This window comes from Ornithinimicrobium sp. INDO-MA30-4 (assembly GCF_021535045.1).
In the GTDB taxonomy this organism is placed as follows: domain Bacteria; phylum Actinomycetota; class Actinomycetes; order Actinomycetales; family Dermatophilaceae; genus Ornithinicoccus.
This window is the reverse complement of record NZ_CP091056.1, coordinates 244,590-265,460: the sequence shown is the minus strand read 5'-3', so window position 1 is coordinate 265,460 and position 20,871 is coordinate 244,590. Positions and strand designations below refer to the sequence as shown.

Here is a 20,871-nt window from a genome sequence, read left to right as displayed (position 1 = left end):
AGCGTCAGCGGCGACTAGGACGTCCAGGCTCGCCACAGCGCCGCATACTCACCGTCGTGGGCCAACAACTCCTCGTGGCTGCCCAACTCAATGATCCGGCCATCATCAACGACAGCAATTCGGTCAGCGTCACGTGCCGTGTGCAAGCGGTGCGCGATCGCCACCACGGTGCGACCAGTGAGCAGCGCGTTGAGGGAGCCCTCGAGGTGTCGGGCAGTCCGTGGGTCGATGAGCGAGGTGGCCTCGTCCAACACCAGAGTATGCGGGTTGGCCAGGATGAGCCTGGCCAAGGCAATCTGTTGGGCCTGAGCCGGGGTGGGCACCAGGTGGCCTGGCCCAACCTGCGTCAACAACCCCTTGTCGACATCGCGCACCCACTGCTGGGCGCCCACAGTTTCAAGCGCAGTCATCACGGCGGCGTCATCGGCATCTTCACGCGCCAAAACCACGTTGTCGCGGATCGTGCCACGAAAGATGTGGTGCTCTTGAGTCACCAACGCAACCTGCGCCCGCAAATCGTTGAGCGGAATCGCGGTGAGATCGACTTCGCCAACAGTGGCTCGGCCTTGCGTCGGCGCGTGAATGCCCGCCAAGAGCCGACCCAATGTCGACTTGCCTGACCCCGAAGGCCCCACGATGGCCAACCGCTCCCCCGCCGCCAACTCGACGTCGATGCCGTGCAGAACGTTCACTCCAGGGCGGTAGGCATAGTGCAAGTCCTCGCCCTTGACTCGGTCATGCTCAGGGCGTTCATCACCGACCATGCGATCATCAGGCACTTCGGCGATACCCAACAGGCGGGTGCTCGAGGCCACTGCAACCTGCAGGTGATCGGCTGTCATGACGAGACGATCAAAGGGCAGGTAGAGCGTCTCGACATACAAGACGCCAGTGGTGACTTGGCCCAACGTGAGCCATCCCCCCGAGATCCCCCACGCCCCGATCGCCAAGGTAAACACCCTGGGCAGGCTGAAGGCCATATCCATCACGACGAACAGTTGGTTGCGCAGCGTCATCGTGTAGCGCTCGCACTGGCCAGAATGGGCGATATCACGCTCAATCGCGCGCAGCCTGACCCGGCGCATGCGCAGTGACTCAACGGTGCGCGAGCCCTCAACCGCTTCGGTCAGCGATGAATTGATGCGGCTATAGCTGGCGCCTTCAGCCAGGTATCCAGCAGGGGCATGCCTGAGGTAGTAACGAATCATCGGCCAAGCGAGGATGATCAGGATGACCACGGGCACGGTGAGTTGCCAACTATTGAACCCCATCGCCGCGATCGTCAGGATGGCGGTGATAGCGGCGATGAGCACCTCGGGAGTGCCCACCGAACCCCCCCTCACATCGAGCTGACATCTCTGGTGACTCGGGTGATCAAGTCACCAGTGCTCGCCGATTCCACACGGCCTAGCGGCAGTCGCAGAATGGTCCGAACGACATACTCACGGGCTTGGGCGAGCACCCCATGGCCCAGACTCGCCGCCGCCCACTTGGACAAGAACGTAAAGACGGTTTGGAACACGAGGGCTATCACCACCAGCCAAAACATTGTGGTGACGCTCCAGCCAAAGGGCACGCTACCGCCGGTAACCGAGTCGACAATGTCGCCCAGCAAGAGCGGGACCACCAGGCCGGCAATCGCCGCGACTGCATTGACTACCACCACGGCAATCAGCAAGCCGCGGTGCTGGGCCAACAACCCACGAATGTAGGCGAGCACAACAGAGGCCGACGCAACGGGGAGCCCACGTTCAGGGTTCATCGCCGTGGAGGCATACTTCTGTGCCCAGGCACGACGGATAGCGTTTCGCTGCCAGAGATGACGCCAACGTTCGGACAAGTTGCCTTCGGCGGGTTGCATAAGTTCAGGAGCGACATCCGGACCGTTGACGGTCTCTTCACGCCAGGTCTTCGCCGAATCGCCGAGCCAGTCACTATTCGACATGCGATTCCTCCCGCAAGACAACAGCGCGGTACTCCGGTGATGCCGCGACCAACTCGTCATGGCTGCCCTGGCCAACGACGCGGCCATCGCGCAGCAACACGACATCTTCTGCGTGGTGCAACAGCAGCGGAGACGTCGTCATGACGACGGTGGTTTGACCGGCTCTGCTGGCTGGGAGCCTGCTGGCAATCAAGGCCTCGGTATGCGCGTCAACGGCAGACGTCGGCTCGACCAGGATCAGGACGGGCGGGTTGCTGGCCAACGCCCGGGCCAACGCGAGTCGCTGTCGCTGGCCGCCCGACAGCCCCCGCCCACGCTCGTCCAAGATGCCAGCCCATCCGCCGGGAACGGCCTCGTAGACATCGTGGGCCCCGGCGGACTGCATCGCCTCTTCAGCTTGGGCTCGCGTGCAGACACCCTGCGGATCGATGGCCTCCTGCAGCGTGCCCGCAAACAAGAAGGGCTCCGTGTCGCCGACCAAATGTGATCGCGCAAGGTGTCGATTGGCACGTGTGACAGGTCAACGTCGCCGAGGGTCACTTCCGCTGGAGCGCCTGCAAACTCAAGTCGCGCTTGATGATCTCGGCCCGTTGTTGCTCGGCTTCTCTGCGTGCTTTCTTGGCAGCCGCGCCGCTCAGGTCATCAACCTTCATCGAGGGCGCGTCGGTGCCGCGTGGCAGATAGCGGCCAAGCCGATCCGCCAAGGCTGCGGTGGCGCTGGGGTCTGCGCTCACCACCATGGTCAGCACTCCGTCGCGAGCCCGCAAGCCGCTGCGTTCGTCGACGAGGTCGCCCTGCAGCGGCGGGGACTGCTCAATCTGTGGCCACGGGTTTGGTTGTCCGAGCACCCCCACTGACTTGCGTGCCGCCACCAATGACTTCGTGACCTTCTGAGCAAACTCAAAGAACGTGCGAATCGGCTGCACCAAAAGAGTGCGTAGCCCAGAAAGGCGATCAACTCGCCAATCTCAATGCGCTCGGCACGCAACTCTTCGACGCCTTGCACCATCAGCGCCACCAGAAAGAGGCCGGAGAGCAAAACGCCGATGGCATCGACCAAGCCCGCCCAGACGCCTGCCCGCACCCCAGCCACCCGAACCCGCTGAGATTGCCGGGCATAGTTGTCGCCGAAGGTGGTTTCTCCGCCGATCCTCGCAACACTCGCAGGCCCGCGACGATATCGGTGGCTTGCGACGTTAACTCCGAGTCACGAGACCGCTCTTTGCCTTGTGCCCTAGTGAGAGGTCGCATCAAGGGTGCTGTCGTGATCACGAGCAATGGGGTAACCAGCAACATAATCAGGCCGAGTCGCAGGGATGTGCTCAAAACAATGGCCGCGACGATGGCATAGGCAAAGAGGTTGCCGATCACTCGCGCCGTGATTTCCACAAAGGCGCCGAACTGGTTGCCATCGCTCTCGGCAACACTGAGCACTTCACCGGTGGGGGTGCGTCGCGGCAGCACATGGCCCAACTGCAGGCCTTTTCGCGCTACCAACAGGGCAGTGCCATAGAGCGCAACCAACCAGGCTCGCACCACAATCGTGTGGCCCATGGCTCCGGTGATTGCGGCCACCAAGGTGATCGCCAACAGCAGGCCAACCCAGCCCACCAGAGCAGTCGTTTCTCCGCCGGCAATGCCATCGTCGATCGCGTGCCCGACAATCCAGGGAGTCAGCGCAGAGGGCAGGATCCAGAGCATGCTGAAGGCCGAGGCCAACACGACCAAGCCCCACTGATCTCTCAGCACCCAGCGCAAATAGCGCCAAGCTGAGTGAGTGTCTGGTTCGTTGTCCCCGGAGCCTTCAAATGCCGTTACCCGCGGCGGAAAGTCCTTCATCTCACCAACAGACTAAACTCACTGTGACAAGAAATGTGTATGCGTTGTGCCCGGCGACTGCCTAACTACGGCAGAATGCCAGCAGGACGTGTCGCAGCGCGACGCTCGGTAAGACGTATTCGACAACGAAGGGCCTGGTGGCAAGCGTGAGCAACTCGGATAACCGTGAATTTGCCTGGTGGCAGAAGGCGCTTATCGCCTTGAAAATTTGGACGCCCCCGCACATCACCAACCATCACCATGCCAAGGAGATGGAGCGCCCGACGCCTCCCCGGTGACCGGCGCATACGGCAACGAAGTTGTCACCGAGCAGCGCCCCCGCCTCGTGCCGCAGCGCAAGGACCAGCAGAACTGAGCGATGTGCTCGGCCGCTTCACTGCGGCGACTCAGGCGTGGTTTGAGTCCTCGTTCGGACAAGCCACGCCCGCTCAGGCTGGCGCCTGGGAGTCGATCTCGGCTGGCAACCACACCCTGGTGGTTGCGCCTACCGGCTCAGGAAAGACCCTGGCCGCGTTTCTCTGGTCGTTAGACCGCCTGTGGGCCGATCCGCGCCCAGCCGACCAAGCACGGTGCCGCGTCATCTACGTCAGCCCTCTCAAAGCCCTGGCAGTCGATGTCGAACGCAACTTGCGCTCTCCCTTGGTCGGTATTCAGCACGCCGCACGTCGGGCCGGGCACGAGCTCCCCGGCGTATCGGTGGCTATGCGCTCCGGAGACACCCCGGCCGCCGAGCGACGCGCCTTTGCCAAGAACGGCGCCGATGTCCTCATCACCACCCCTGAGTCGCTCTTCCTGCTGCTGACTTCGGCGGCCCGTGAAGCACTCAGCGGCGTTGAAACGGTGATCGTGGATGAAGTTCACGCCGTTGCTGGCACCAAACGAGGTGCTCACTTAGCTGTCACTCTTGATCGCCTCGACGCCCTCCTCGACAAGCCGACCCAGCGCATCGGCCTATCGGCGACAGTTCGCCCGGTCGAAGAGGTGGCCCGCTATCTGACGGGTTCCAGCCCGGCCACCATCGTTTCGCCGCCGACGACGAAGTCCTGGGATCTACAGGTCCGGGTGCCGGTGCCTGACATGACGGATCCCGGTCTCGCCGCCCCCACTCAGCCTCTACCCAGCGCGGCTGCTCGCGACGAGTCCGCCGAAAACGAGGCTGCAGCCGCGCTTGACGGCCCAGTCCTGCCAGATCTGCCTGGCCTGCCGCCGATCGACGACTGGGCCCCCAGCAGCGACCCGATCGAGCGAGCCTCCATCTGGCCGCACGTCGAACGTGAAGTGGTGGACTTGGTCGACCAAGCATCATCCACGCTCGTTTTTGCCAACTCACGCCGGCTGGCCGAGCGGCTAACAAACCACATGAATGACTTGTGGGAGAGCGCACACCCCAGCAAGGCTCCCTCCGACGAGGGCAACAACAGTCCTGCCCAAGTCATGGGGGCTGCGGGTATCGCCACCGCCGCACCACCGGTCCTCGCTCGCGCCCACCATGGATCAGTCAGCAAAGAGCACCGCGCCGATATTGAAAACGCGCTAAAACTGGCTCCCTGCCAGCCGTGGTCGCCACCAGTTCGCTGGAATTGGGCATCGACATGGGCGCAGTAGACCTCGTTGTCCAGATCGAGTCACCACCGAGCGTGGCCAGTGGGTTGCAACGCGTGGGTCGAGCCGGCCACCAAGTCGGCGCCACCTCACGCGGAGTGTTCTTTCCCAAGCACCGGGGCGACCTGCTGCAAACCGCCGTTGTCGTTGAGCGGATGCGCAGTGGCGGGATCGAAGCCATGCGAGTGCCGACGAACCCGCTGGATGTGTTGGCTCAGCAGATGGTCGCGATGGTTGCCCTGGATGAGTGGGCGGTCGATGACATGTTCGACCTGTTCCGCCGCTCGGCAGGCTTTGCCTCCTCCCCCGCAGCATCTTCGAGGCGACCTTGGACATGCTGGCTGGCCGCTATCCCAGTGAGGACTTCGCGGACCTCAAACCGCGAATCACGTGGGACCGTTTGACCAACACCGTGTCAGCCCGGCGCGGGGCTCAACTCCTCGCCGTTACCTCCGGCGGCACCATCCCGGATCGTGGCTTGTATGCGGTGATGCTCGCTACCGGCGATGGACCCGGACGTCGTGTCGGTGAGCTCGATGAAGAAATGGTCTATGAGTCCCGGGTAGGAGACGTCTTCACCCTCGGCACCACCTCGTGGCGCATCGAAGACATCACTCACGACCAGGTCTTGGTCACTCCAGCACCGGGGCAGATTGGTCGGTTGCCGTTTGGAAGGGCGACTCGCTGGGCCGACCGGCTGAGTTGGGTCAGGCCCTGGGCGCCTTCGTGCGCACCACCGCCGCCGCACCTCGCGAGCAGGCCGAGCGTGACCTGCGTGCCAGTGGCCTCGACGAGTGGGCGAGTGCCAATGTGCTCGATTATCTCGAGGAGCAAAGGAAGCCACGACCTCCCTGCCGGACGACAACACCATTGTGGTTGAGCGTTTCCGGGACGAGATCGGTGACTGGCGCGTCGTCATACACACGCCGTTTGGCACGCCCGTGCACGCCCCCTGGGCGTTGTGCCTGTCGGCAAGACTGCGTGAGCGGTTCGGCACCGATGTGCAGGCCATGGCTGCCGACGACGGCATCGTGCTGCGCTTGCCCGATTTGAGTGACGACAGCGACTCGATGAAGTCGTTCGACGCTGATCTGGCCGCGGCCATCACTCTCGACGCCGACGAAGTCCACGCCCTGGTCACCGAGGAGGTCGGTGGCTCGGCCCTCTTGCCGCCCGCTTCCGTGAATGTGCGGCCAGAGCGCTGCTGCTGCCTCGCCGCAAACCCGGCAAGCGCCAGCCCTTGTGGCAACAACGGCAGCGCTCGGCACAACTCCTTGAAGTCGCCTCGCAATATCCCAGTTTTCCCATCGTGCTCGAGGCGGTCCGCGAGTGCTTACAGGACGTCTATGACGTTGATGCCCTGCGCGATTTGATGGCCTCGATTGAGAACCGCTCGGTGCGGATCGTCACGGTGGCCACCACGACCCCATCACCGATGGCCCGCTCGTTGCTGATGGGATATCTGGGCCAGTTCTTGTACGAGGGCGACTCGCCGATCGCCGAGCGCCGCGCCGCTGCACTGAGCCTGGACCCTGCCCTGCTGGCTGAGTTGCTGGGCCGCGGCGATGGGGCGGCACTGCGTGATCTGCTTGACCCCTCGGTGGTGGAGCGCACTTATCTGGAGTTGCAGCGACTCCTGCCGGAGCGGGCCTGCCGCGACGCCGACGACGTGGTTGATCTGTTGCGCACGTTAGGCCCGTTGGACACGAGTGAGATCGGCGAGCGCACCCAAGAGCCCGTCCGTGATCAGGCGGATGGCTGGCTAGCCGGGCTGCAAGACCAGCGACGCATCATCTTGGTGCGGATCGCCGGCCAGGACCGCTGGGCCGACGCGCAAGACGCAGCCAGACTGCGCGATGCCCTGGGAGTGCCGCTGCCACCGGGCGTGGCCAGCATCTTCACGGAGTCAGTTGCCGATCCGCTAGGCGACCTCGTCGTCCGCTACGCACGCACCCACCCCTTTCACTGCTTCCGAGGTTGCCGATCGCTACGGGTTAGGTGGGGCTGTCGTCCGCGATGTCGCGCGTCGATTGATCAGCGATGGCCGGCTCACCGAGGGTGCTCTGCGACCGCTTACGGCGGGTCAGGCCGATCAGGGCGCTACAGATTTGTGCGACCCAGACGTGTTGCGCAGCCTGCGCCGACGATCCTCGCCGCCCTTCGCCAAGAGGTCGAACCGGTTGATCACGCCACCTACGCTCGGTTCTTGCCTCAGTGGCAAGCGATTGGCGGTATGCGCGGCGTGGACGGCGCTCTGCGTGCCGTTGAGCAACTAGCCGGTGCACAGCTGCCAGCCAGCGCCATTGAATCGTTGATCTTGCCAGCACGCGTCACCAACTACGTGCCGGCAATGCTGGATGAGCTGATGAGCAGTGGCGAAGTCCTGTGGCAGGGCCACGGCTCTGCGCCCGGTGACGATGGGTGGGTGTCGCTGCATCTCGCCGAAACGGCACACCTGACCTTGGCTCCTCCCACAGTGACTGATGACGACCTTAGCCAGCGCGTGCTCGACGCCCTGCGAGTCGGTGGCGCGTACTTCTTCCGGGCCTTGAGCGACGCTGTCGGGCGCGCTTCTGGTGAAGGCGGTGGCATCGTTGACGACACGACACTGCTGGCCTCGATCTGGGATCTGGCCTGGGCCGGACATCTCACCGGCGACACTTTCGCCCCGCTGCGAGCGCTGCTGGCCGGTGGCCGCACCAGCCACAAGTCTCGCAAGACCGCACCGCGCAGCCATCGCTATAGTCGCCCCTCCATCGGCCTGGCAAGCAGCCGCCCTGGTCGGCCCGCCATGCCATCGCGCAGCGGACCGCCGAGCGCGGTGGGCCGATGGTCTTGCTGCCCCCATCGAAACTGACGACACGATCCGCGGGCTAGCCGGGGCCGAGCAACTCCTCGATCGCTATGGCGTTTTGACCCGCGGCAGTGTGGCTGCCGAAGGCATCGTCGGCGGGTATGCCGGGGTCTATCGGATCCTGGCCGCCGCTGAGGAAGCCGGCAAGGTCCGCCGCGGCTATTTCGTTGAGCATTGGGCGCCGCCCAATTCGGCAGTTCTGGGGCGGTAGATCGACTCCGAGCGGCTGGGACGCCACAACGAACGGCGGAGCCTCAGGCAGCTGTTTTGCTGGCTGCCACTGACCCCGCCAACCCGTTTGGTGCTTCTATTGGCTGGCCTGAAAACAGCAATGTCGAGGCCACGCATCGTCCTGGGCGCAAAGCGGGCGCGATGGTTTTGCTCTACGAGGGCGAACTAGCGCTCTATCTTGAGCGAGGCGGCAAAACGGTGCTGACTTGACGGACGACACGGCCGCCTTGGACTCCGCAGCCCAACAGATAGCTCGCGCCATCAGCTCGGGGAAGTTGTCCGGTCTCACGGTGGCCAAGATCGACGGCAGCACTGCATTGGGCGAAAGCGCCCTGTCTGCTGCGCTGCAACGGGCCGGATTCCATACCGCTCCGCAGGGCCTGCGCATGCGGCGCTAAGCGTCTTCCGTTCCGCGAGGCACGTCGACGTGGATGTGGTCCAGGTGCCGGAGCACATCGTTGGCTGGTGCTGGAGCGTCATAGTCACGCCAACCTCGACGCGAGCCGCGCACCCCCAATAACGGTCGTCGTAGATGACGTATTGCAGATCAAGCAGATCAGCATGGGCCACCAGCCATTGCGCCATCAGCCAGCCTTCGCGCTGGTTCTCATCGGTGATCGGCCGAAAGAAGATATCAACGGCGCGGCCCTCGTAGTGCGTGGACTCCGCCCCGTGGCCCGACGAAATACCGCCGGGGGCAAACCCGCCGATGCTCTGCTCGCCAAACGACTCGTTCACACCGTCCAATACCGCTTGGGCTCGCGGCGTGAGCCCAGTCTCGGTGAGGTCTTGCTGCTCGAGTCCTGATGCCTGGTTGACCTCGCAGGTCAGCACTGGCCCTGGTGCCTCGGCTGGTCCAGAGGCAATTCGATCCAGCATCTCGGTGCTCACTCCAGCCACCTCGGGCCAACTCTGGGCACCTGGATCTTCGACGACAACCGTCATCGCTGCACGGGCCTCTTTCAGGCTCAGCGGCTCTTCGACGCCAGCGGGCATTTCGACGGCACACTCATCGCTGATCGATTCAACCTGCTGACGAACGTCGCCAAGGTCTAACGCTGGGGTCCAGGGGTGCCGGTGAACGTCGCAACGACTGCCCCCACAACAACTGCCCCGACAAAGAGCCCTCCCCTGCTTCGAGGCTGTTCCGGGGTAGTCACGCTTAGTACGACGCTCAAACGGGGCTGAGTTGTTCCCGCCTGCGAGGGTGCTAACCGGGGCTACTACGGTGGAGGTATGACTCGCCCACCCCATCTTCGCCGTGCCTGAGGGCGATTCGGTGTGGCGGGCTGCCACCAAGCTGCATCAGGCCTTGGCGGGCAAGGTGTTGACTCGGTCAGATTTTCGAGTGCCCCGTTTTGCCACCGTCGACCTCGTCGGCCGTCAAACCCTCCAGGTCGTCCCGCACGGCAAACACCTCCTGCACCGCGTCGAAGGCGGCGTCACGATCCACAGCCACCTCAAGATGGAGGGGCGCTGGATGGTGCTCGCGCAAGAGTCGCTGCCTCCGGCTGCACGTCGCCACACCGTACGCGCACTGCTCAGCACGTCTACCCACCTAGCAATCGGCGACAGCCTCGGCATGCTGGATGTGTTGGCAACTCATCGCGAAACCGAAGTCGTGGGTCATGTGGGCCCGGATTTATTGGGCGTGGAGTTTGATCGGGACCAAGCCGTGGTCAACCTGGGCACTGACCCAGCCAGGGCTATCGCAGCGGCGATGTTGGACCAACGCAATGCTGCCGGCATGGGCACCATCTATGTCAGCGAGCCACTATTTGCCCACCACATCAACCCCAGTTGGCCAGTAGCCCGGGTCGCCGAGCAACTTCCCGACATCCTCGACACCGCTCGACGGATGTTAGTCATGGGTGCTCGAACGGGCAGAGAGCCCATGCAGGTGCACGGTCGGCGTGGCTTGCCGTGCTTGCAGTGCGGGCAGACCATTCGCTGGGCGCCTATTGGGTCACAGCCTGCACAGCGCCAGGTCTCCTACTGTCCGGGCTGCCAGGGTGGCTTGGCTGCCGGAGACGACGGAGCCCCAGTGAATCCATTGGGTCACCGGGGCTCGGCGTAGCGCAAGCGTCCATGCGACGCTTGCTGCGTCCTGGCTGCTAGAGCGAGGACGTCGCTAGGTTTTGGTTGCGCTTGAGCAGTCGTGGGTCGATTGGCTTAGCCAGCCCATCTGCCAGCATGGCAGTGACTGGATCCTGAGCGGCTTCAGCAAGCATCACCCGGTCGGCAACATCGCTGAGCATTTGGCCCAAAGGCAATTCCAGGGCCTTGCAGATTGAAGCAAGCAACTCCGAAGAGGCTTCCTTTTCACCGCGCTCGACCTCGGACAAGTAGCCCAAAGACACCGAGGCACTGGCAGAGACCTCACGCAGAGTCCGCCCTTGGCCGGTGCGCTTCTCGCGCAGAACATCGCCCAACTCACGTCGTAGCAACACCATCGCTGACCCTCCTCTTCTGTGACGTCCGTGGCACCTAGTGTCCAAGAGATCCCGAAGATCTCAAGAACTTGGACCTATACCGTACCCCGAGCGTCTGTGATGGGCCTGTGGGGATCCACTATCGCTCCCATCGCCAGCGCTAAGGCGGCGGTCACGGATTGAGAACGAATGGCAGATCGAGACCCTTGTATATGTAACACCGTGGAGTGGGTCACTTCTTCCCCCGATTGAGCAGACCTGTGGGCCACCGCTAGGCATACCGTCCCCACCGGCTTGCCCTCACTCGGCTCTGGGCCTGCCACCCCAGTGGTTGCAATTGCCCAATCGGCACCGGCCCTCGTTCGTGCTCCGGTTGCCATCGCTTCCGCGACCTGTTCAGAGACGGCTCCATATTGCGTCAGCAGCGCCCGATCAACGCCCAGCAGATCGGCTTTAACTCGTCTTGGTAAGCAACGATGCCAGCCTGGAACACCTGGCTGGCGCCTGCCACATCAACGATGGCTGAGGCCAGCAGGCCGCCAGTCAGAGACTCGGCGACCGCGATCGTGTGGCCACGTTCGCTTAGCGCGGCCACCAGGTCTTCGCCGGTTACTTCTTCGGACCCCAACGTGCCACCTGCATCACATAGTCAATACCCGTCACAACGGTCACGACAAGGGCTGCGTACATCACCGTCAAGCCAACACCATGGAGCAATCCGGTCAGCGGCAGAATCAGCAACAAGAGGCCCAAACCCTGCAGCGCCGTCTTGAGTTTGCCTCCTCGGCTAGCAGCCAAGACCTGACGACGGATCACCACAAACCGCATCACCGTGATGCCGATTTCGCGGATCAGGATCACGATCGTCACCCACCAGGCCAGCTCACCGAGATAGGACAGCCCGATGAGAGCGGCACCCATGAGTGCCTTGTCCGCAATGGGGTCGGCGATCTTGCCGAAGTCCGTGACGATGTTGCGACGACGGGCAATGTCGCCATCCAGCCAGTCGGTCGCCGTGGCCACCGCAAAGATGATGGCGGCAACCCAACGTAGCGTCGTGTTCTCGCCGCCCTGAGCCAAGAACGCCCATAGAAAAGCGGCACCATGACGATCCGCGACATGGTCAGGACATTCGGCAGATTCCAGATCTGGCTTGCCTGATGACTTCGGTTGGCCACAGCCATACCTCCGTTGAGTCGAAGAGCGTCAGTCGGTCTTCAGCGAGGCAATCAAGTCGACGCCCTCGCTGTCGGTCACGGTGGCGCTAACGATGTCCCCCACCGAGACAGGTTCCGCGAAGTCTTGCAGATCGAGCAGCGTGACACCATCAACGTCAGGGCCCTGTTGCTCTGCGCGGCCGACGATCTCGCCGGATTCTTCATCGATTTCTTCGATCAACACCGAGATGGTCGTGCCAATGCGCTCGGCTGCTCGCTGAGCGTTTAACTCTTCAGCCAACGAGGTCAACTCGGCCACTCGGGAAGCAATGGTGTCGGCATCGTGCTTCTCGCCATACCCTTCGGCCTCGGTGCCGTCCTCATCCGAATAGCCAAAGACACCCACGACGTCCAACCGAGCCTGCTCGATGAACAGCTTCACCTCGGCGAAGTCTGCTTCGGTCTCGCCGGGGAAGCCAACAATGATGTTGGTGCGGATGCCTGCCTCTGGGACGCGGGAGCGGACCTGCTCGATCAGGCTCAAGAAAGACTCGCGGTCACCGAATCGGCGCATCTTGCGCAGCAGGGGCCCAGAAGCGTGCTGGAAGGAAATGTCGTAGTACGGCAGCACTCCGGGGATGGATGCCATGGCGTCGAGCAGATCGGGCCGAATTTCGGCAGGTTGCAGATAAGACACCCGCACCCGTTCGATGCCTTCGAGCGCGCTGAGATCAGGCAACATCTGCTCCAACAACCGCAGGTCGCCCAAGTCCTTGCCATACGAGGTCGTGTTTTCACTGACCAGGAAGACTTCTTTGACACCGCGCTCGGCGAGCCAGGCGGCTTCGGTGATGATCTCGTGCGGCCGACGGGAGACGAAAGATCCGCGGAACATCGGGATGGCGCAGAACGAACAGCGCCGGTCGCAGCCAGAGGCAATCTTCAGCGGTGCCCAAGGGCGGCCATCCAGCCGAGCACGCATGACGGGTGGGCCCGAGGCCGGTGCAACGTCAGCCAACTCCGCGGCAGGCTGGGAGTGGCCGGGCAGCGAGACCGTGTTTGCTTTGCCTGCGCGCGCGGCTGGAGCGATGGGCAACAATGTGCGTCGATCGCGCGGCACATGCGCCTGCGGCTTCTCCCCGTCCAGGATGCGCTGCAAGTTATTCGACATGTCCGCGTAGGAGTCGAAGCCCAACACCGCGTCGGCTTCAGGCAGTTGATCTGCCAGCGTCTTGCCGTAGCGCTCTGCCAGGCAACCAACAGCCACAACGGCCTGCGTGCGCCCGGTCTCCTTCAAGTCGCCAGCCTCAAGCAGGGCATCGATGGAGTCTTTTTAGCCTGCTCGACGAATCCGCAGGTGTTGATGACCGCAACGTCGGCCTGCTCGGCGTCATCAACCAGAGTCCAGCCTTCAGCCGTCAGGCGCCCGGCAAGCTCTTCGAGTCAACTTCATTGCGGGTGCACCCAATGGTGACGAGGGCTACGCTTCGCTGGCCATTCATACCTCCAGGGTATGCGAACCAACCCACGCATCACGCCAAGGTTTACCTGCCCAAGCGTGGGCCCCTTAGCGACGGAACTTAATCAAGGTCAGGCCCAACAGTCGAGCAATCACGAGGGCAACGTAGTTCATCCCAGTCAGCATCTGAAGCATGATCACAGCCCGCGCGAAGTTAGCTCCGGCCTGGGGGGCAATGTCGCCCAAGCCGGTGCCCGTCAGCGTAGTTGTTGAGAGGAACAGCAACTCGAACCAACTAAGTTGAGAGTCGCCGCCAGCGACGCTGAAAGACCCTGGAAACACGATCTGAACCGCGCCGTAGGTATAGGCGTAGGCCCAAACCAGGACGGTGAAGGTCGCTCCGGTGGCAAACAACTCGTCGCGGCTTACCCAAGCATCCGCAAACATGTAGCGCAGCAGGGAGATGGCGGTATAGAAATAGAAGATGGCGTGAAAAATGTTGCTGATGAGCGTGATCCACACCGTGGGCGAATCGACCAGGGTGAGGTCCATTGGGTCTACCCAGATCGCTTCAGCGATCGTCAGCAACAAGACCGGAGCGCCCAAGGACCAGGCCACAATCCGCGTTGATGGGGTTCGGTTGACTGCTAATACCGCCAGAGCCAACACCAGCAGCCCAAAAGGAGATCACCGTGCGACCGGCGCCGCCACTCTCGGTGAAGGGGAACACCAAAATGCCGATGAGTTGGGCAACCAACAACACACCTGATGGGTGCTCGCGCACGATGTCCCACTGTCGCTGCACTTGGTGCGCCCGGCGGCGCCCGCATTCTCAAACATGCCTAGAGCCTAATCACGCTCGGCCGGTCAAACTCCACGCGTCCTGCGATTCCTCGTCATCGTCGCTGTCGCCGTAGTCGTGGGCGACAGGCGGCGCGCTGTCAGCAATGGGGTCACCGGTGGGCTCTGGGGCTGCCTGCTCCGGTGGTTCCTGACCCTGCAGTGCAGCCAAGGTTGCTTCGAGATCGTCCGGCTTGACCATCACGTCGCGTGCTTTGCTGCCCTCCGAGGGCCCCACAATATTGCGGGACTCCATCAGGTCCATCAAGCGCCCAGCCTTGGCAAAACCAACGCGCAACTTGCGCTGCAGCATCGAGGTCGAGCCAAACTGCGTGGTGATGACCTGCTCTGCAGCCTGCAACAACAAGTCCAGGTCATCACCGATGTCGTCTTCGACCTTTTTGCGCGGAGCGGCGACCGTGACGTCTTCGCGATAGCTCGGTGACAACTGGTCTGTGACGTGCGAGACCACATCGTTGATCTCTTGCTCAGAAACCCATGCGCCTTGCACACGCATCGTCTTGCTGGCGCCCATCGGCAAGAAGAGCGCATCGCCTTGCCCGATCAGTTTTTCAGCGCCTGGTTGGTCCAGCACCACTCGGCTATCCGTCACCGATGATGTGGCGAACGCCATCCGGCTGGGCACGTTGGCCTTGATCAAACCGGTCACCACGTCGACAGAGGGTCGCTGGGTCGCCAGCACCAGGTGAATCCCTGCAGCGCGGGCCAACTGGGTGATTCGCACGACCGACTCTTCAACGTCGCGCGGCGCGACCATCATCAGGTCAGCCAACTCATCAACAACAACGAGCAGATAGGGTATGGCCGCAGCACCCGCTCCGAACCAGCCGGCGGCGAGATGGTCCCCGCCCGAACGGCCTTATTGAAGTCGTCGACGTGCTTAAACCCGAAGGCAGAGAGATCGTCGTAGCGCTGGTCCATCTCCTTAACGGTCCACGCCAGAGCCTCAGCGGCCTTCTTTGGGTTCGTAATGATCGGCGTGATCAGGTGCGGGATGCCCTCATAGGCCGTCAGCTCAACCCGCTTGGGGTCAACCAAGATCATCCGGACCTCGTCCGGGGTGGACCGCATCAGGATCGAGGTGATCATCGAGTTAATGAAACTCGACTTACCCGAACCGGTCGCACCTGCCACCAGCAGGTGAGGCATCTTCGCAAGGTTGGCGATGACATACCCGCCTTCAACGTCCTTGCCGACACCCATCACCATGGGGTGAGTGTTGTTTCGGGAGGCCTGCGAACGCAGCACATCACCCAGCGAGACATTTTCGCGGTCGGTATTGGGGATCTCCACACCAACGGCGGACTTGCCCGGAATCGGCGACAAGATGCGAACGTCAGCCGAAGCCACCGAGTAGGCGATGTTCTTGGACAGCGCCGTAATGCGCTCAACCTTGACGCCGGGTCCAAGCTCGACCTCATAGCGCGTCACTGTCGGGCCGCGCATGAAGCCGGTGACCTGGGCGTCAATGCCGAAGTCATCAATCACCTGGGTGAGCGCGTTAACGACCTTGTCGTTCGCCTCGAGCGCGTCTTGTGCGGGCTGCCTGGCTTGAGGAGTTCGTTCTCGGGCAGGACGTACGTCACGTCGCCAGCCAGCATCAATTGCTCGACGCGCTGAGGAAGTGGCGAGTTCGGTGGCGCTTCAAGCACTTCGGGTTGCCCGGCCGGGACGGTCTTCGGCACGGGCCGGGTGCCAGGAACTGGCGGGATGGGGCCGGTAGCGTCTGGGTCGCCCACGGAAGCCTTGGACTTCGGCTTCTTTGCGCGCTGGCCCCAGCCGCACCCCTGCGGCAGTGGCCGCGGGCTTGCCCCTCAACGACTTGGACTCAGTGCGCTCAACTTCGGCGGCCTGGTCGAAAGCCGGGTTGCCCGTGCGCTCGACGCGGCGACGCTCCTTGCGCTGCGAGCGAGACATGCGAGAGCCGTCTTCGTTGTCGAAGCGACTGGAGTTAAACAGCGTCTCTTCGATTTCACGCAGACGGTCCGGGATGCGGTGGGCTGGCGTCGCCGTGATGACCAGCAGGCCAAAGATGGCCAGCAGGCTCAGCAGAATAAGCGTCCCCCACATCGTGATGGCCGCGGTGATCGGTGCTGCGATCATGAAGCCGAGGATGCCGCCCGCATCCTGGAGCGCCCCCATACCCAGGCTGTAATCGGGAGAGTCGAAGGCGAGGTGCGTCAACCCACACGCCGCGAGAATGAGCGCAGAACTGCCCACCATGAAGCGGTTGTTGGCAACCTGTTCTTGTGGCGCCTTGAGCATCCGCACGCCGAAGATGACAAACACGATGGGCATCACCAAGGCAACTCGCCCAAAGTGCCCGCCGAGACCGCATGGATCGCGGTGCCGACGACACCTGGCAGACCCCACCACTCTCGGATAGCAATCACGACCGCTAGCCCGATGAGCAAGAAGCCAAATCCGTCACGCCGGTGCTCGGGCTCTAAGTCTTGGGCGCTACTGCTCGCCTTGCGAACTGCTCCTCCGGTCACGGTGGCCATTCCCATCCAGGTTCCACGCGCTACTCGCCAGGGAAGCGGGCCGCGTGGGTCACGGGTCTTTTGTGCTGTGGTCTTTTTGGTGCTCTTGGAATTAGTGCTCTTGCGGGCACCGCTGCCACTTTGAGCGGTCGTTTTTTTGGCGGCCGGACGCGTGCTGCCAGCCTTAGCGCTGGAGCGCGGCCGGGACGTCGTCGCAGAATTGGCCATGTTGGCACGGTACGACATGCACGCCTAGTCACACAGGACCCACGCGGCACACTGTCCACAAAGTGGTGGACTAAGCGCGCCCAGACACCATCATTAGCAAGTCGATTGACCTCGCCCGCATTTGCGGCCCCTGCCCCACGTCGAGGTCAGCATCAGTGGCAACCAGCCTGCGACCCTGCGCTATTTCTTTGCCACCGCCCATCTTCACCGATGTTCCTCGTTGCAACTTCAAGGCAGTGACGACGTGATCAATCGGGTAGTCAGCCGCGATCCCCAAGGGGCGACGGATGTCTTCACCGTGCACGAACGCTTCGACCAAACGACTCGACAACGGAGCGGGCGGAGTCGCCGTGTAGTGAGCGACTCGTCGCCATTCCGCGAGCGTGTCTTGCGAGACCTCCCGGCGCTCGCGCTGCACGCCAATCTCGTTGTCGGCGTCGAAGTCGAAGCGCGCTTGCGCCATCCGCCAAGCGAAGCCCGACCGGGTGGTCTTGGCCGCGTCGATCAAATGCGCCAGCAGGTCATGCACGCTCCATCCCTCGCTGAGCGATGGCGTGTCCCATTGGGTCTGATCTAACCCCTCCAGGTCCTCTGCTAGAGCCAATCGCTCTCGATGAACGGCATCCCAGATGGCAGCCTTCTGTGACTTATTCATGTGCTCCCCCGTCGTTATCCGCGCGCAGGCCATAAACACCCGGGCTGATGCGCTCGAACCACCCGTAGTGGTTATCGGCCATCATCCTGGTGGCTAACTTCACCTGGTCGCCTTCGCGACATGGGCACCTTGGTTGGCCCATGCTCGAGCAAGTACACCCTGAGTCGATCTGCATCTTGGCGGTATGCCGTCACGGTGCCACCCCGACTGGCCGACCCGCCGAGATTGGGGTCACCCTCGCGCCGGGCAAACTCACGCAGGAGCAGTCGCTTTCGCTGGGCAGACTTTCGCGGTTTAAAGGGGCTGGATCAACCACAACCTGCACGTGCTCATCTCGCAGCCGGACAACGATCAGCCCAAGCCCTAAGCGCCGGCAGAGCTTTTGATTGGCCTTGAGGCTCGTGTGCCACCGCTGACCCGAACCGGTGGGGACGGCTAAATAAACCCAATCGCTGATCGCCTGGCGAGCAATGCCCTGGTGCACCAAGCTCAGCGAGAAATTTACTTTGAGCTCAACGACGACAGGCTCCTCGAGAGCCTCTGGATGCACCGCTACCAGATCTGCAGCGCCCACCTCGCCCTTGACGTCATACCCTGGCCCACCAACAGCGACTTCACCGGCCCATACAGGTCGCTCTCGGTCGGTCGCTGGCTGCTCACGCTCCTATCTTGGCAAACCAAGCCGCGACTATGCGTCAACCACCAGGTCTCCAGTCGGATAGGAGCAGCACGGCAAGAACTTGCCCGCCGCGATTTCGCGGGGCCGAATGCCGCCAGCATGCTGCATATCGACCTGCCCGCTGACGAGATCGCTCTTGCAGGTTCCGCACAGCCCCTGCCCACACGAACTGCGGATGACAACCCCGGCAGCCGTTGCGGCTTCGAGGACGGTTGTGCCAGGTGGGCAGGCAACGTCAATTCCGCTGCGCCGGAAATACAGGCTGGCTGTGCCGACTTCCCGATCAACCTCGGCTGGGCCATCAGGAACAGCGGTCAGCGGCACCGCAGGAACGTCCAGGGTGAAGCTCTCCTGATGTACATGACCTGGATCGACACCTAACTCAGCGAGCACGGCATGTGCCGCTTTCATGTAGGGCGGCGGTCCGCAGATGAAGACTTCCCGCGCGGCGACATCCGGCACACACGCTGCCAGAAGAAGCGCGGTGAGCCGACCGCGTGGGCCAGCCCAGCACTCTTCAGGGCTATCGGCCTCGCAGATGCTGGTGACGGCGAGCGCTAGCCCGGAGTTGGCCAATGTGGCCAACTCGCTCCGGCAATGATGTCCACGGGACTGCGCGCGCTATGCACAAAGGCCACATCGCAGTCTTCAGCTAAGTCCGCCAACGTCCTCGTCATGGAGAGCATGGGTGTAACACCGCTCCCCGCCGAGAGGAACAGATACTTCAAGGCTGGATAGTTGACCAGGAAAACTCACCCAGTGGACCTCGCACCAAGGCTTGTTGCCCCACGCCGAAACTGTCGTGCAGCCAATTGGAGACGACGCCGTTCGGCACTCGCTTGACCGTGATGGTGAGCAAGTGCGGCCGCGTGGGCGGTGACGAGATCGTGTAGCACCGTTCGTGCTGCTCACCGTCAATCTCGACCGTGAGCACCACATACTGGCCCGGTTCGAAGGTGAAGTTTTGCGGAGTGAGCGGCTCGAGCACAAAAGTTGAGACATCGGGCGTGAGGGCAATCACGGCCTTGCACAGCATCACTTGGTCGAAGGCGCCCTCGGCACCGGGCAACAACCTCAACTGTGGGGTGGCCGCCGCAACGCTGATGGCTCCATGTTGGCTATTGGTGATCGCGCTCATCAGATTGCTCCCGTGTCATGGGCTTCAAGCCGGCGTAGGTACCACCGCACGAAGGCCTCAACTTGGTATTCACTGCGCATGTACGGCCCCGGTTGGTATGCAGGACTGGAGACACCCCGTTGGGCGCGAGCGACAAACTCAGAATCTTGAGCGTTGGTTTCTCGCCAGACGTAGGTCAAGGTGTCGATGTCGTAGTCGACACCTTCGACGGCCTCCTCATGGACCAGCCAGGTGGTGCGCACCAGCGTGCGATCAGGACCAAGCGGGAACACCGCAAACGTCACGGCGTGATCAGACATGAAGTGGAACCAAGCGTTCGGTTGCAGGTGCATCGAAAGCCGCCCAAGACGCGGCATGTCCAGGTCTCCCATCAGGCGTTGGCACAGCAGCCTGCCGTTCAAGCTGAAGGACTCTCCGACCCCATCGAGGGCTTCTCGCTGAATGCGAAAAGCGGTCGCAGGCTCCACGAGTTCTTCGATGCGTTCAAAGCGCAGACCTCGTTGGCTACAGGCCAACTCGAGCTCGCTCTCAGCCAAGAGGTAGCGATCGTGCGCCGGGCGGAGCCGGGTCGGCACCTCGTCGTCAGCAAGACCATAAGTCAGAAAAAAGGTGCTCGATAACTCCGGGTGTCCTTCGCAGTGGTAGCACTCACGGTTGTTTTCCATCACGAGTTTCCAGTTGCCGGTCTCGATGATGTCCTGTTGGGCTGCCACTATGGTGCGGGCTAGTTGATGGCCTTGGAGGTAGGGCTCAATTCGCTCGGCCATGCTGTTGATGTCTGTGGGCGGGTCGCTAGCAAGGCAGAGATAGATGAGCCCGCCCACGACTTTGACTGCAACGTTTTTGAGGGCAAAGCAGGCCGGATCAAAGTCGTCCTCTGCGCCCGGGGCGTGCAGCAACTTCCCCCAGTGCTGTAGGTCCAGTAGTGGTAGCCACAGACCAAGTTGCCGACAACACCCTGCTCATCCGTCAAGATCTTGGCCCCTCGATGACGGCAGACGTTGTGGAACGCTTGCACCTGCTCGTCATCGTCACGCAGCACCAGAAGCGAGATTGGCCCAAAATCGAGCGTGATGTAGTCGCCTGCCTCCGCGCACATGCGCCTCGGTGGTGGCGAAGAACCAGTGCCGCCCGAAAATCACCTCAAGGTCATGGTCGAAAACCTGATTGCTGGTGTAGAAATCGCCCACGAGGGGTCCTCCCGGAGACCAATTCCTGGCCATGGCGGCCACAGATTCGCCCGCGAGTTGCCTACGGGTTTGATCTGCGCTCTGGGTCTGGATGGTCATGGTTTCCTCCTCATCGGTG

At 62.5% G+C, this 20,871-nt stretch carries 20 protein-coding genes and 6 pseudogenes; 3 read left to right on the top strand and 23 right to left on the bottom strand.

All coding sequences use genetic code 11. From position 1 onward, the window contains the following. Positions 1 to 14 precede the first annotated feature (14 nt). The 5 genes from L0A91_RS01460 to L0A91_RS01445 all read right to left on the bottom strand — a co-directional run bounded on the left by L0A91_RS01460 (position 15) and on the right by L0A91_RS01445 (position 3,784). A complete protein-coding gene (locus tag L0A91_RS01460; protein ID WP_311197927.1) occupies positions 15 to 1,328 on the bottom strand; it encodes an ABC transporter ATP-binding protein in 1,314 nt (437 codons plus the stop codon). An 11-nt stretch (positions 1,329 to 1,339) separates the two neighbouring features. Next, positions 1,340 to 1,945: an ABC transporter transmembrane domain-containing protein gene (locus L0A91_RS18000; RefSeq protein WP_311197926.1), complete on the bottom strand. Its 606-nt coding sequence runs from the start codon at positions 1,943 to 1,945 to the stop codon at positions 1,340 to 1,342. Beyond that, a complete protein-coding gene (locus tag L0A91_RS01455) occupies positions 1,935 to 2,426 on the bottom strand; it encodes an ATP-binding cassette domain-containing protein (protein ID WP_235245527.1) in 492 nt (163 codons plus the stop codon). The genes L0A91_RS18000 and L0A91_RS01455 overlap by 11 nt, the downstream gene beginning before the upstream one ends. Positions 2,427 to 2,481: 55 nt before the next feature. Next, positions 2,482 to 2,871 carry a hypothetical protein gene (locus tag L0A91_RS01450; RefSeq protein ID WP_235245526.1) on the bottom strand — a complete coding sequence of 130 codons (390 nt, stop codon included), beginning with the start codon at positions 2,869 to 2,871 and terminating at the stop codon, positions 2,482 to 2,484. 82 nt (positions 2,872 to 2,953) lie between these two features. After that, complete coding sequence (locus L0A91_RS01445; RefSeq protein ID WP_235245525.1) at positions 2,954 to 3,784, bottom strand: ABC transporter transmembrane domain-containing protein; 831 nt, start codon at positions 3,782 to 3,784, stop codon at positions 2,954 to 2,956. Positions 3,785 to 3,962: 178 nt separating this feature from the next. Here L0A91_RS01445 and L0A91_RS01440 point away from each other — a divergent pair, with 178 nt between their 5' ends. Next, positions 3,963 to 4,139: a hypothetical protein gene (locus L0A91_RS01440; protein WP_235246696.1), complete on the top strand. Its 177-nt coding sequence runs from the start codon at positions 3,963 to 3,965 to the stop codon at positions 4,137 to 4,139. Beyond that, positions 4,136 to 8,869, top strand: a pseudogene (locus L0A91_RS01435) (DEAD/DEAH box helicase). The gene L0A91_RS01440 and the pseudogene L0A91_RS01435 overlap by 4 nt, the downstream one beginning before the upstream one ends. Here L0A91_RS01435 and L0A91_RS01430 read toward each other — a convergent pair. Further along, positions 8,757 to 9,725, bottom strand: a complete 969-nt coding sequence (locus tag L0A91_RS01430) for a hypothetical protein (RefSeq protein WP_235245524.1) — start codon at positions 9,723 to 9,725, stop codon at positions 8,757 to 8,759. The pseudogene L0A91_RS01435 and the gene L0A91_RS01430 sit on opposite strands and share 113 nt — an antisense overlap. Before the next feature lie 7 nt (positions 9,726 to 9,732). On the opposite strand from L0A91_RS01430, the gene L0A91_RS01425 reads away from it, so the two are divergent. After that, on the top strand, positions 9,733 to 10,548 hold the full coding sequence (locus tag L0A91_RS01425) for a DNA-formamidopyrimidine glycosylase family protein (RefSeq protein WP_235245523.1): 816 nt from the start codon (positions 9,733 to 9,735) through the stop codon (positions 10,546 to 10,548). A gap of 37 nt (positions 10,549 to 10,585) precedes the next feature. Here L0A91_RS01425 and L0A91_RS01420 read toward each other — a convergent pair whose 3' ends face one another. From L0A91_RS01420 to L0A91_RS01345, 17 genes and pseudogenes are all read right to left on the bottom strand, one after another. Beyond that, the gene (locus L0A91_RS01420) at positions 10,586 to 10,924 is read right to left on the bottom strand and encodes a helix-turn-helix domain-containing protein (RefSeq protein ID WP_220120956.1); all 339 of its coding nucleotides are present in this window, start codon (positions 10,922 to 10,924) and stop codon (positions 10,586 to 10,588) included. A gap of 74 nt (positions 10,925 to 10,998) precedes the next feature. After that, positions 10,999 to 11,498: pseudogene (locus L0A91_RS01415) on the bottom strand (CinA family protein). 14 nt (positions 11,499 to 11,512) lie between these two features. Continuing rightward, positions 11,513 to 12,087 (bottom strand): annotated as a pseudogene (gene pgsA / locus L0A91_RS01410) (CDP-diacylglycerol--glycerol-3-phosphate 3-phosphatidyltransferase). 22 nt (positions 12,088 to 12,109) lie between these two features. Beyond that, positions 12,110 to 13,562: pseudogene (gene rimO, locus L0A91_RS01405) on the bottom strand (30S ribosomal protein S12 methylthiotransferase RimO). Between the two features lie 65 nt (positions 13,563 to 13,627). Continuing rightward, complete coding sequence (locus L0A91_RS01400) at positions 13,628 to 14,137, bottom strand: ion channel (RefSeq protein WP_235245522.1); 510 nt, start codon at positions 14,135 to 14,137, stop codon at positions 13,628 to 13,630. Then, entirely contained in the window at positions 14,091 to 14,324 is a 234-nt protein-coding gene (locus tag L0A91_RS01395; protein ID WP_235245521.1) for a hypothetical protein, read from the bottom strand. The genes L0A91_RS01400 and L0A91_RS01395 overlap by 47 nt, the downstream gene beginning before the upstream one ends. A 48-nt stretch (positions 14,325 to 14,372) precedes the next feature. Next, positions 14,373 to 17,091, bottom strand: a pseudogene (locus L0A91_RS01390) (DNA translocase FtsK 4TM domain-containing protein). Between the two features lie 70 nt (positions 17,092 to 17,161). Beyond that, entirely contained in the window at positions 17,162 to 17,746 is a 585-nt protein-coding gene (locus L0A91_RS01385) for a maleylpyruvate isomerase family mycothiol-dependent enzyme (RefSeq protein WP_235245520.1), read from the bottom strand. Further along, positions 17,739 to 17,849 (bottom strand): DUF2161 domain-containing phosphodiesterase, encoded by a 111-nt coding sequence (locus L0A91_RS17100; RefSeq protein WP_260115262.1) that lies wholly within the window; start codon positions 17,847 to 17,849, stop codon positions 17,739 to 17,741. The genes L0A91_RS01385 and L0A91_RS17100 overlap by 8 nt, the downstream gene beginning before the upstream one ends. Beyond that, positions 17,818 to 18,006: a DUF2161 family putative PD-(D/E)XK-type phosphodiesterase gene (locus tag L0A91_RS19420; protein ID WP_397333834.1), complete on the bottom strand. Its 189-nt coding sequence runs from the start codon at positions 18,004 to 18,006 to the stop codon at positions 17,818 to 17,820. The genes L0A91_RS17100 and L0A91_RS19420 overlap by 32 nt, the downstream gene beginning before the upstream one ends. Next, positions 17,937 to 18,320: a hypothetical protein gene (locus L0A91_RS01375; RefSeq protein ID WP_235245519.1), complete on the bottom strand. Its 384-nt coding sequence runs from the start codon at positions 18,318 to 18,320 to the stop codon at positions 17,937 to 17,939. The genes L0A91_RS19420 and L0A91_RS01375 overlap by 70 nt, the downstream gene beginning before the upstream one ends. Before the next feature lie 114 nt (positions 18,321 to 18,434). Then, the gene (locus tag L0A91_RS01370) at positions 18,435 to 19,010 is read right to left on the bottom strand and encodes a 2Fe-2S iron-sulfur cluster-binding protein (protein ID WP_235245518.1); all 576 of its coding nucleotides are present in this window, start codon (positions 19,008 to 19,010) and stop codon (positions 18,435 to 18,437) included. Beyond that, the gene (locus L0A91_RS01365) at positions 18,983 to 19,102 is read right to left on the bottom strand and encodes a hypothetical protein (protein WP_235246677.1); all 120 of its coding nucleotides are present in this window, start codon (positions 19,100 to 19,102) and stop codon (positions 18,983 to 18,985) included. Before L0A91_RS01365 ends, L0A91_RS01370 begins: the two co-directional genes overlap by 28 nt. Before the next feature lie 47 nt (positions 19,103 to 19,149). After that, positions 19,150 to 19,563, bottom strand: a complete 414-nt coding sequence (locus tag L0A91_RS01360; RefSeq protein WP_235245517.1) for an FAD-binding oxidoreductase — start codon at positions 19,561 to 19,563, stop codon at positions 19,150 to 19,152. Further along, the gene (locus tag L0A91_RS01355) at positions 19,563 to 20,462 is read right to left on the bottom strand and encodes an SRPBCC family protein (RefSeq protein WP_235245516.1); all 900 of its coding nucleotides are present in this window, start codon (positions 20,460 to 20,462) and stop codon (positions 19,563 to 19,565) included. Before L0A91_RS01355 ends, L0A91_RS01360 begins: the two co-directional genes overlap by 1 nt. Before the next feature lie 35 nt (positions 20,463 to 20,497). Then, positions 20,498 to 20,662 (bottom strand): annotated as a pseudogene (locus L0A91_RS01350) (Rieske 2Fe-2S domain-containing protein); the annotation flags it as partial. Then, positions 20,595 to 20,852, bottom strand: coding sequence for a hypothetical protein (locus tag L0A91_RS01345; protein ID WP_235245515.1), 258 nt, complete (start codon positions 20,850 to 20,852; stop codon positions 20,595 to 20,597). The gene L0A91_RS01345 and the pseudogene L0A91_RS01350, both read right to left, overlap by 68 nt. Between the last annotated feature and the right edge of the window lie 19 nt (positions 20,853 to 20,871).

Coding starts and splice junctions, on each gene's coding strand:
- L0A91_RS18000 (WP_311197926.1), bottom strand. CDS start 1,945: ATGTCGAATAGTGACTGGCTCGGCGATTCGGCGAAGACCTGGCGTGAA.
- L0A91_RS01445 (WP_235245525.1), bottom strand. CDS start 3,784: ATGAAGGACTTTCCGCCGCGGGTAACGGCATTTGAAGGCTCCGGGGAC.
- L0A91_RS01430 (WP_235245524.1), bottom strand. CDS start 9,725: ATGGGGTGGGCGAGTCATACCTCCACCGTAGTAGCCCCGGTTAGCACC.
- L0A91_RS01420 (WP_220120956.1), bottom strand. CDS start 10,924: ATGGTGTTGCTACGACGTGAGTTGGGCGATGTTCTGCGCGAGAAGCGC.
- L0A91_RS01385 (WP_235245520.1), bottom strand. CDS start 17,746: ATGAATAAGTCACAGAAGGCTGCCATCTGGGATGCCGTTCATCGAGAG.
- L0A91_RS01365 (WP_235246677.1), bottom strand. CDS start 19,102: ATGACGAGGACGTTGGCGGACTTAGCTGAAGACTGCGATGTGGCCTTT.
- L0A91_RS01360 (WP_235245517.1), bottom strand. CDS start 19,563: ATGAGCGCGATCACCAATAGCCAACATGGAGCCATCAGCGTTGCGGCG.
- L0A91_RS01345 (WP_235245515.1), bottom strand. CDS start 20,852: ATGACCATCCAGACCCAGAGCGCAGATCAAACCCGTAGGCAACTCGCG.